The sequence below is a fragment of the Oligoflexus sp. genome (genome assembly GCF_035638955.1).
Lineage (GTDB): Bacteria > Bdellovibrionota_B > Oligoflexia > Oligoflexales > Oligoflexaceae > Oligoflexus.
In genome coordinates this window covers 1-9610 of record NZ_DASQYZ010000096.1, presented here as the reverse complement: position 1 = coordinate 9610, position 9610 = coordinate 1, and the positions used below count along the sequence as shown (strand labels likewise).

Here is a 9610-nt window from a genome sequence, read left to right as displayed (position 1 = left end):
CGATATGAAATTATTCAAGACGTATGAAGGGCATGAGCCATTGTTTGTTCTTGATGAAGAAGAGTACGTCGAAGATGTGTTGTATCGTGATAGTTTTCGCGATCTCAGTGCAAATCATAATAAACACAGAAAAAAGATCTGCAAAGAAAATAGGCAACGCCGCAAACGAGAGCGTCAAGCTAGAAAGCGCTCGCGATCACACTGAAAAGAACTCGGCACTCTCAAGTATGGAAGTCTGGCTTTCCTTTATATGCAGGCCATGGCGGCCGGCTCTCGCGAACTGGTTTATCTGCAGACGATCCGTGATGAAGAAGCCATGCGCAGTCATAGCTATGCGCAGCTCGGCAAGATCGTCTATCCGCATCAAATGAAAATGATTCAGGGCGGCAGGATTCTGGAAGAGACCATGCCCACGTCCGATTCAGAAGCCGTCGTGATCAGCTTCGATATTATTAGCAGCTCCCGCATTCAGCACGAGAAAGTAAAAAAGTTCCTGCGTGACACCTTTTCCCGGTGTACGCAAGCGATGATGGAAGGATATGATCCGGACCAGCTCCAGGCTCCGGCCTATCGCATTAAAGAAGTCGGTGACGGCTTTCTCTGCTCGGTGGGGTACCCGTTTCGGACTCTTTCCGGCAGCAAAGCGAACGATGCGCTGCAGTTAGCCTTTCAATTCCACAAGATCCTCAAAGAGGAATCCCAAGTCCTGCATTCAGAAGTCCCCATTTGCTGCGGCATCGGCCTGGCCCTGGATAGCATCAGCGGATTTTATCCGGAATCAGGTGCCAAGGAATATGATGTCTTCGGTCGCTCCGTGATTCTCGCAACACGTTACGAAGCCATGCGGAAGTACATCCTCGAAGAGGATCAGGGATCGAGTATTATCATTCTGCAATCGCGCGTGTACGAAAGTCTCGATCGCGAGCGGCGCGACGGTTTTAAAAAGTTTGATCTGCGCGAACATCGCATCACCGTACGTGATGATTCCGGCGCCACCTGCCTTTACTACATGCTCTTGTCCTAAGGTCTTATATTCTCCATATTGACGCATGAAATTCAGCTCGCCCTCTTGATAGGTTATTGACTTGATTCATTCCTCACAACAAGGTATGATATTATGATCAATAATTTCAGCATGTTAACGGTCCTCTCCAGGTGCCGAGGAGCTGTTCCAGGTGTCCCTTTCCAGAGCCAGCATCCGATCTGATGGCAAAATGCCCAAGCGTAGGGATCGTGAAACCACGCAGGAAAACCTACTGCAGGCGGGGCTTGAGGTATTTTCTGAGCTTGGCTATGACTGCGCGACCACCAAACTCATCGCCCAACGCGCCGGCAGCAACGAAGCTTTGATCAGCCGATATTTTCAAAGCAAAGAAGGCCTGCTGCTGGCGATCATCGTTCGCTATATCAATGAAAAAAAGGACATGCAGCTCACCTACCCACCCCGGGAAACCCTGGAGGAGGAATTCTGCAGCTATCTGCAAACGCGCGTGGAGCAGGATATTAGATTCAAGGATTTCATCCGCATTATCGTCTCCCGCGCTGCCACCGACCCCACGCTCAATGACAAGATTCGTCATCATGTGTCGTATAATCCTGATCTGCAGCTCTGCGAGCGATTGAAGCTTCTGCAGAAAAAAGATCAGCTGCCGACCGATGCCGATCTGCATCAAATTTGTTTTGTCATTGGTTTTCAGAGTTTTGCGACGGTGTTCATGGCCCATATCATCATGGGCAAAGACAAGGACGAAACCCTGCAATGCCTGCAGGATTTTGCCAGGGTTTACGCGCGCGGCCTGAAACAACCCCTGATCCATTAACTGCGAAACTTGCCGAACAGCCAGAAGAGAAGCGAGAGCGCGATGCTCAAGACGATGGATGTGACCACAGGGAAGTAGACTGTGGTATTGCCTTTTTTAAATGAAATATCGCCCGGCAGCTGGCCGAGCCCAAGGCGACTGCCGAAATGCCAAAGCACACCCATTAAAACCAAACTCAATCCGATTGAAATCAATACTCGCGACATGACGTATCTCCTAGGTTGGAAGCTGATCCATCAGGCTGGTCAGACCTGCGTCGGCGTCCTCGATCGTCAGAAGTCCCGGATGATCCCGCATGATCATCGTCGACGGACCCTTGCCTTGCGGCATCGTGCGCTTCGGTTCTCCGGGCAGGTAAAAGCCCAGAACAGGAATGCCCAACGCACCGGCCACATGCAGTGGACCTGAATCATGACCAATAAAAAACTGGGCACGGCTGATCAAGAGCGCCACGCTCAGGAGATCCTGGGCCCACCGATCCGCATAAAGCGCCTGGGCCGATGCCTGCGGATTCTGTTTGAGTTCCTGCAATTCCGCACTGGTGCCCATCCAAAGAATGGAATAGCCCTGTTGCTCCAGTCGGAGGGCGAGAGCCTGCAGGATCGGCAAGGGGGCACAGCGATCCCGCTGTCCTGCGAACGCATGCAGACACACATAAGGCTTTTTTTGCAACTCCGGTGGCAATTGAAATTGGGGCAGCCGCGCGCGATCAAGCACCGTATGCGGAGGAACCTCACGCCGAAGGAAGGGTTGAAAACTTCGCAGCAGCGCGGCCACAACCGGCTCATCGCGGGCAGGCGCAGCCAGAGCCTGAGTCAGGAACATTTTATTCTTGCGACCCGCCAGGCCCACCCGTTGACGTATGCCAGCCATACGTAAAAAACCAGGCGTCCGCCAGCAGCTGCTCGTGATCAGCGCGACATCGAAACGTTTTTTGCGAATCGTGCGCAGCGTACGAAAAAAAATGCGCGCCGATCCCTTGCCACGACCTGGGGATTTATCCCAGAATGGATCCGCGGCGAACACCTGCTGGACGCCCGGCAGCAGATGACCGATGCGAGCCGTGTAATCCTTGCACCAAAGCGACAACTCCACTTCAGGATCCTGCCGCAGCGCCTCCGCCAGGACCGAAGTAAAAATCAAATCGCCCAGATTATCCAGGCAAACCAGCAGCACTTTACGCATGCGAATCCAATCCAACGAGTGATGAACTTAAAAAAATGCAGCTTCTCCTGACCGCGGAGCTTACGCACGGGAGGAGCGGCATGTCGATCCAAAAGGGCCGGCAAAACCAGGGTCATGCGCCACCATAAAAACCCAGCGAGCGCGCTGAGCCCCACCATAACGAGAAGGCTTTCGCGGGCGTCGGGTCGAAACAAAAACCAGCCGTAGAAGGCACCCAAAATCAACATACCATAATTCAGCCAAAGCCCAGGACGCTGCTCGCGCCCTTGCGCTTCCGGCTCATAGGTAAAAACAGCAAGACTGGTGAACAGCACACCAAAATCCAACATCCCCCAGCTGATGTATAACAAGCGCCAGAGTTCCCAGGGACGTTCCCACCCTGCTCGTAAAAATCCCAGTCCTAGGACCAGACCTGCATAACAGCCTGCCAAAGCCAGCAGGACCATCAGACGTCGACGCAGAAACTGGGATAACGTTTGCGGCCAGGTGAACAGCAACCAAAGACTGCGCCCTTCCATAGGCAGAATATAAAACACCGCCGACCATAAAAAAAGCAGACCCGTTCCCCAGGCCATGGCCAAAAGCCAGGCTGTATCCTGCATGGGAAGACCCTGGGGCACAATCGCAAAGACCAGGGGCGCTCCTAAAATCTGCAGAATAAAATGTCGGTCCCGGGTCAGGAGAGTCAGATCGCGACGTGTCAAAGGATGGAGACGGTTCCAAAGCCATGTGCGCAGACCTAATGTCTGTTTCTTCTGATCCTGGGATCGACCCAACCAGGCCGCATGTCCAGGCGTCGGTCGTCGCAGAGCCCAGGCCGCCCAACCGTAGCATGCAAGATGAATCACCACGACGATGCCAAGCAAGGACGCAAAATGACGAAGCGCAGCAGCCTCATCGCGCAGCATCACTGCGGACAGGGCGAGCGCCACTGGTGTTGCATCCAGGATCGAACTCATGCGCATGACAGCAATCACAGCCCAACCCTGATCGATGCTTAAGGCCTGCAGACCCAGGACCAGCAGGGCAGCACCGATAAGCCCAAAGGCACCACGAAGGGTTCGTACGCGATGGGCAGGCCAGCGAAGACGCAGCCACAGGTCCAAGGTGAGACGCGGCGCCGCGAGGAGAGTTTGCAAGGTCAGGACCAGGACCAGCGTCATACCCAAGGCAGACAGGGGCGCCCAGCCGCGCTGCAGACCCAGCAGCATGAAAAAAGCCCCAATGAAGAGGGAAAAACCCTGCGGCCATAGGCTTTCCATCCAGCATCTCTGAACGAAAAGTGCCCAAGCGGGACAGGGTTGTTCCGCGAACCATTCCCATTCCTCATCACGCTGGAGGCTTTGCCAATGACCCCATTTCAAAAACAGCGCGCTGAGCAGAGTGCTATTCAAAAAGAGCAGCATTAGGCGGGCCCCTTGATCCGGCACATCCTCATAACGGGTAAAACGTAGAGGATCCCAGGTCACGTCCACAAACCTTTGAATCACCTCACGCACGGCATTCGCATCCAGCAAGCGCTGAACCGAACGGTCCATAATCAAAAGCAAACCCATCAGGGACAAAATCAGAAGCGCACTCCCCAAGGCCGTAAGAGTCAGCGAGCGGGTGCGCAGGTCCTGCAAGCGATTGATCAGGCGCCTCGTCTGCAGACGCCAAAGAATTCCAAAGAGTCGTGCCCCTTTCAGGGCCGGTCCGCAGTCAGGGCCGGAAATTTTTTTCCCAAAGAGCCGCGCCCCCGTCATGGCCGGTCCGCTGTCAGAGCCAGAAATTTTTCTTCAAGACTTCCATCCGGGGCCAGTTCCTTACAGGTGCCAACAGCCACAAGCTGACCATGATGCAGAATGCCGAGCCGATGGCAGAGCCGTTCCGCCAAATCCAAAAGATGAGTGGAAAGCAGAACCGTACGCCCTTCGGCTGCAAAATTTAAGATCAGATCCCGAACGTGGACCGCCGAGCGCGGATCAAGACCATTGGTGGGTTCATCCAGAATCAATACCTTGGGATTATGAATCAAGGCGCAGGCGAGGCCGAGGCGCTTTTTCATTCCGGTGGAGTAATTGTTGGCGAAGTCCTCCTGCGCATCTTCGAGGCCCAGGTCCTGGATCCAATGCTGAGCCCGGACCCGGGCTTCTGCGGGGGACAGGCCATGCATCTCACCGACGAAACTTAAGAGCTCACGACCGCGCAGATAATCGAGGAAATGGGGATTATCCGGCAGGTACCCCACCCGGCTTTTCACAGCGACGTGATCGCGCTGGGTATCCAATCCGTCGATCGTGGCATGACCTGAACTCGGCACCAGGAGACCCATCAGCATTTTGATCGTGCTCGTTTTACCGGCGCCATTGGGCCCGAGGAAACCAAAAATTTCGCCACGTTCCACCCGCAGCGTCAGACTTTTGACGGCTTGGAACCCACCGTAATCCTTGCACAATTGGTCACAGATCAGCACATGGCCTCCTCGGCTTTTGGGGACGTTTGGCAAACTGCCATGACTTTCCGAAAGTTTCCAGTCCCACCGAGGACTTTTACCCAGTTGCCGGACCGACTTGAGTTCCCTGGGACTCCAACCGATCCTATTAACGAGCTGCTCAGGTGCCACAGGGAGAAAACCGCGATGTCGATTGTCGTTATCGATCCTAACCGCCACGAACTGGAACAGTATGCCGCGATGCTCGGCCGATGGGGTTACAATCAGACCATACTCTGTGCCAGTTTGGAAGAAGCTCAGGACGTCCTGGGCCTCGGCGAGCAGGCTCTGCGAACCGTATTCGGTTTGGAACTCATCGTCATCGATATCTCGAATGGCGATACCTTTGCCACCTTTGTCGATCGCATCCGCAGCATGCTTTTCTACCAGGATATCCCGATTCTCGCGACATCAGATGGATCGCGGGCTGAAAAAATGCCGCTGGCCTTTGCGTTCGGCGCCACAGACTTTGTCAGCAAACCGATCGAGGAATATGAACTGCGGGCGCGCGTGCGTTCGTGCTTGCGTCTGAAGCACGAGATCGATCGACGGAAGGCGCGTGAAAAGGAATTGCTCGAAGCCACGCACCAGCTCTCGGATTTGAATCAAATCCTGGCGAAGATGTCTCTCCTCGACAGCCTGACGGCGATTCCGAATCGTCGTTGTTTCGATGAAAGTTTGGAGCAGGAATGGAAGCGGGCCTTCCGCAACGGTGGGAATCTGGCTTTAATACTCTGTGACATCGATTATTTCAAACAATACAACGACACTTACGGCCATCAGCGAGGGGATCATTGTCTGCAGCGCGTGGCGCAGGCCTTGAAATCCGCTTTGAAAAGGCCCGGTGACCTGGTTGCGCGTTATGGAGGCGAGGAGTTCGCCATTATCCTGCCCCACACCACGGCGCTCCAAGCTGCCAACATTTGCAATAACATTCGCATGGCCATCCACGATCAAGGGATCGAACATTCCGCATCGCAGGTGAGTCCGCTCGTGACGCTCAGCATGGGTGTGGCATCCACTGAGCCCTCGATATCCAAGATGAGCACCGAGATGCTGTTGTCCCTGTCCGATGCAGCCCTTTACGTGGCCAAGCAGCAGGGCCGCGATCAATTCCAAATCGCCCGCGATCAGCAGCAGGACAGAACCGCCTAAGGCCGCCTGCCCTGCTTCCCTTCAAGACAGGAATTCCTGGGTCAGCTTTTTCACCAACTGGGTGGAAAAGCTGCCAAGTAAGCGATCGGTCCTGCCCCGATTGATAACCCCGAAGAAAATCTGAGAGAGCGTCGTTAACGTATCTCTAAGGATTGACCTCAGGATTGAGGTCAATTCTTAAGTTCTTCCTAAGGATCATCCTCATCCATGAGCAAAACCCAGATTATTACCGGTGTTGAACGTAGAAGAAAATTTAGCGAGGGAGAGGCAGACAGCCTGCCTCCCAAGCCTACACCAAAAGCCTTACTGGTTCGGGCCATCACGTTGTGTCAACCCCAGCTCGATAGCAAGTTTCGACTCAAGGTCTGCGTCAGTCTTCAGGACGCCTTCGGAGCCAATAGGATTTTTAAGGCTGAATTTGACAATTAGGCACGTCGCACCATCTTCGGTCTTGAATATACCCTCAGTGACCCAGGTATACCCGCCATCCACCGCCTGGACGCCAGACCTCTCTTTGTTGATCAAGCCTTTATTGAATGGCTCTACATCTTTCATCGCAGGGTCATTCCATGCATTTTGAAAATCCGATCTTTGGCAGTCTCCAGATTTGGCTTCACTTTGCAGGGCGTTCTGTTGGGCATCATTCGTGAAAAAGTAGCCATATATTCCGGGAAATCATCGTGACCGCGCATTGTGGACATCTCAGGCTGGATTGCCGTTTGCCAGGTCCATATATACTTGCGCTTTAGGGCAGGTCCGTTCTCATAGCAAATGATGTAAGGTCTGCCGCGCGCATCTTTTTCTTTTGATAGTTGCCATATGAAAAAATTTGTCTTCGACCTTGCCTGTATATTGCTCGATGATGGTATTTAGTCGCTGGCGCGAAATAGGAGCGGCAAAAACGGTTAAACTGGAAAAAGGCGGCCGCTGAATTTCTTATTCTGCCCGTTTTCGTGAGGAACTTTTTGTAGCAGATTAGGCGAAACTTTCCAGTCATGATGATCGTCGGAGTGGACAACAACTGTCTTGCGATTGATTCGAAATATGGTGCCCTTTATTATGCCGCCGGCGCTTGTTTTAAACTGCACGCGATCGCCAACGTCAAATTTTGCGATGGCCTGCATGTCTTTCGCATGCTGAACGGCCTTCACATAATCAACAAGTCTCCTGTTCAGGTCGATGAGTTCTTCGAGCTTGTACTTACTGAAATCCATTTGAATCATGTTCATTCTCTATCAATTGATTTTTTGTTCCAGATCTGGTCAAGTCCCAGTAATCCTTATTGTTTGGTGGGCATGCGTAGAGAGATTCAATATGGCGCTCTGCTTGGAAGGCCTCGACACGAAGCTGTCGGGTCATGTTATTTCCGTTTCAGTTCTGGAAACTCACCCACTCATCGCCTTGGGCAATTCATTACCATGGACTCAGCTGGCAGGTCCAGTGATTGCCGATCTAAAAAAGACAACGGCAAAAGGCTATTGGTGGCTGGGTCGGAAACTGCAAGTTCGAATTCACTTGGCTGCCTATTTCTTGCAGAAAATCTACGATCTGACCGACCGCCAGACAGAATACTGGATAAGGGACAACGCGGCATTCCAATTGTTCTGTGGAAAACTATCCATCAAAAATTGGCACGCTCCGGATCATACAAAAATAGAAGAATTCAGAAGTCGCCTGTCTCCCGAAACCCAGCGATATTTGGCCAACGCTCTGGCCCAGTTTGCAGTTCAACTTGGATTCGCAAATCCGGAAGAAACAGATATCGATTCAACGGTACAGGAAGCCAACGTTTCATATCCGAGCGATGCCAACCTAATGGTCAAATTGTGCGGCATGGCCACCAAGGTTCTGGGCTACCTAAAGAAAAAAACCCGAGCTTTGATACCCGACAATTTATCAATCGATCTAAAAGCTGTCAGAAGCAAGGCCAGAGAATATTGGTTTGCTCCAAAGAACAAGGATCGGGAGCAAAAAAATGCCGTTTTCAAGGAACTCCATCATTTGGTAAAGCAGCAGATGAAGCCCGTCATCGACTTATTTCAGTCTTTGGATCCTGGACGTTACAAGCGACTTCCCTGGAATATCCAGCGATCCATCGATCAAATCAATGGCCATGGCTGGCGATACCTGCTGGACGTCGCCCACTTCGTTCGAAATGGAACGTTGAAAACCGGGAAAATTCTCGCATTCCACGCTCAGGAAGTAGCCTGCATAACCAAAGGGAAACTGCAAAAAATGCACGAATTCGGGCGAACCATACAGCTGGGGAGAATCAAGGGAAACTTTCTCTTTATATTGAAATGCATGGATGTGCAGATGCCAGACAGGTCGATTTTTCCACAATTTATCGAAGAGCATTCGAAACTATTTGGCCAGGGCACATTGAAGTCACTGGCTACAGACAAAGGATATTACAGGCGAAAGAACCTGACCGAGGGATGGGCCTTTCGCCCGGGAAGGGCCGATCAGACCCGGCTCACGCGAAGGGCTGGAGATGACGCTTGAGAAAAGTCTGGTCTTAAGATCCTGGTTCATGAAATCCTCAAATTACGATAAAACTGCGAGCTCGATTATACGCCGATCCCAGCCAAGGCCGAAGACCTTATACGTCTCAAGCCGGCGATAAAACTGCAGGCGCTGGGATAAAAATGCCGCGAGAACCCGCCTCGGGGAATACGACTTTGCTGCTTTCACTGTCATCTCACCCGCCACACCATCCACCACGAGATCCGCGCCCAGGCGGTTCAGCGCCTCCTGAAAGATCCGGATGCCGGTTCTTGGCCCATGATTGACGGCCGCATCGAATAGCGGAAGAGCAAGCCTTGGGGAAAATCGGGTTGTGTTGCGTTTGCAAACTCTGAGCGAGAAAATATCTGGATTTGCGAGCAATCATGCAGCCAGGGAATAGAAGATCTCAGCAGAGGTATTGCCCTCTGCTTCGAGCTGTCGTTTTCGAATGATCCTCATTGACTCAAAG

At 52.5% G+C, this 9610-nt stretch carries 12 protein-coding genes; 5 read left to right on the top strand and 7 right to left on the bottom strand.

What is annotated here, in order from left to right; genetic code table 11:
• The 3 genes from VE954_RS09115 to VE954_RS09105 all read left to right on the top strand — a co-directional run.
• The coding region (locus tag VE954_RS09115; RefSeq protein WP_324951887.1) for a hypothetical protein at positions 1-205 on the top strand (205 nt) is incomplete at its 5' end.
• A gap of 54 nt (positions 206-259) precedes the next feature.
• A complete protein-coding gene (locus VE954_RS09110) occupies positions 260-1024 on the top strand; it encodes an adenylate/guanylate cyclase domain-containing protein (protein ID WP_324951885.1) in 765 nt (254 codons plus the stop codon).
• Between the two features lie 151 nt (positions 1025-1175).
• Complete coding sequence (locus VE954_RS09105) at positions 1176-1820, top strand: TetR/AcrR family transcriptional regulator (protein WP_324951883.1); 645 nt, start codon at positions 1176-1178, stop codon at positions 1818-1820.
• Here the strand turns inward: VE954_RS09105 and VE954_RS09100 are convergent.
• Genes VE954_RS09100 through VE954_RS09085 form a run of 4 tightly spaced genes read right to left on the bottom strand, consistent with a single transcriptional unit; the run spans position 1817 to position 5460 of the window.
• Positions 1817-2026: a DUF2905 domain-containing protein gene (locus tag VE954_RS09100; RefSeq protein ID WP_324951881.1), complete on the bottom strand. Its 210-nt coding sequence runs from the start codon at positions 2024-2026 to the stop codon at positions 1817-1819. The two genes, VE954_RS09105 and VE954_RS09100, sit on opposite strands and share 4 nt — an antisense overlap.
• A 10-nt stretch (positions 2027-2036) precedes the next feature.
• Positions 2037-3005 (bottom strand): glycosyltransferase family 9 protein, encoded by a 969-nt coding sequence (locus tag VE954_RS09095; RefSeq protein ID WP_324951879.1) that lies wholly within the window; start codon positions 3003-3005, stop codon positions 2037-2039.
• Positions 2960-4750 carry a hypothetical protein gene (locus VE954_RS09090; protein WP_324951877.1) on the bottom strand — a complete coding sequence of 597 codons (1791 nt, stop codon included), beginning with the start codon at positions 4748-4750 and terminating at the stop codon, positions 2960-2962. The genes VE954_RS09095 and VE954_RS09090 overlap by 46 nt, the downstream gene beginning before the upstream one ends.
• Positions 4747-5460 carry an ABC transporter ATP-binding protein gene (locus VE954_RS09085; protein WP_324951875.1) on the bottom strand — a complete coding sequence of 238 codons (714 nt, stop codon included), beginning with the start codon at positions 5458-5460 and terminating at the stop codon, positions 4747-4749. The genes VE954_RS09090 and VE954_RS09085 overlap by 4 nt, the downstream gene beginning before the upstream one ends.
• A gap of 165 nt (positions 5461-5625) precedes the next feature.
• Here VE954_RS09085 and VE954_RS09080 point away from each other — a divergent pair, with 165 nt between their 5' ends.
• Positions 5626-6633 carry a GGDEF domain-containing protein gene (locus VE954_RS09080; RefSeq protein ID WP_324951873.1) on the top strand — a complete coding sequence of 336 codons (1008 nt, stop codon included), beginning with the start codon at positions 5626-5628 and terminating at the stop codon, positions 6631-6633.
• A gap of 303 nt (positions 6634-6936) precedes the next feature.
• Here VE954_RS09080 and VE954_RS09075 read toward each other — a convergent pair whose 3' ends face one another.
• Together VE954_RS09075 and VE954_RS09070 are read right to left on the bottom strand one after the other, a co-directional pair.
• Positions 6937-7188 carry a hypothetical protein gene (locus VE954_RS09075; protein WP_324951871.1) on the bottom strand — a complete coding sequence of 84 codons (252 nt, stop codon included), beginning with the start codon at positions 7186-7188 and terminating at the stop codon, positions 6937-6939.
• Positions 7189-7538: 350 nt separating this feature from the next.
• The gene (locus VE954_RS09070) at positions 7539-7856 is read right to left on the bottom strand and encodes a hypothetical protein (protein WP_324951870.1); all 318 of its coding nucleotides are present in this window, start codon (positions 7854-7856) and stop codon (positions 7539-7541) included.
• Between the two features lie 91 nt (positions 7857-7947).
• Between VE954_RS09070 and VE954_RS09065 the strand changes: the two genes are divergently transcribed.
• A complete protein-coding gene (locus tag VE954_RS09065) occupies positions 7948-9138 on the top strand; it encodes a transposase (protein ID WP_324951868.1) in 1191 nt (396 codons plus the stop codon).
• A 42-nt stretch (positions 9139-9180) separates the two neighbouring features.
• On the opposite strand, the gene VE954_RS09060 is transcribed toward VE954_RS09065, so the two are convergent.
• Positions 9181-9522 (bottom strand): putative peptidoglycan-binding domain-containing protein, encoded by a 342-nt coding sequence (locus VE954_RS09060; RefSeq protein WP_324951866.1) that lies wholly within the window; start codon positions 9520-9522, stop codon positions 9181-9183.
• Positions 9523-9610 lie beyond the last annotated feature (88 nt).